Origin of the sequence: Pseudomonas sp. SIMBA_068 (genome assembly GCF_046534705.1) — a bacterium.
In the GTDB taxonomy this organism is placed as follows: domain Bacteria; phylum Pseudomonadota; class Gammaproteobacteria; order Pseudomonadales; family Pseudomonadaceae; genus Aquipseudomonas; species Aquipseudomonas putida.
In genome coordinates, this window is record NZ_JAWRYI010000789.1 from 1 (window position 1) to 262 (window position 262).

Genomic DNA, 262 nt, shown 5'->3' on the forward strand with positions numbered 1-262 from the left:
CGGTGAACATCACGAACACCGCTGTCAGCTCTGGTACGCCCCCCAGGTCATGGGCCAACGGCATGGCAAACGGTGTGGTAATCGAACGCGGCACCAGCGACAGGCTGGTCGCGCTGTCCAGCGCCAGCAGGTGCGCCAGCCCCCAGGAACTGGCGATCGAAGCACTGCTGCCGGCGACCATGCCCACCATCAGCGCCGGCCAATGGCGCGCCAGCATCGCCCGCTGCTGCCAGATGGGCACCGCGAAGGCGACGGTCACCGG

At 68.3% G+C, this 262-nt stretch carries 1 protein-coding gene; it reads right to left on the minus strand.

What is annotated here, in order from left to right; genetic code table 11:
• The coding region (locus SB756_RS31460; protein ID WP_410913422.1) for an LrgB family protein at positions 1–262 on the minus strand (262 nt) is incomplete at both ends.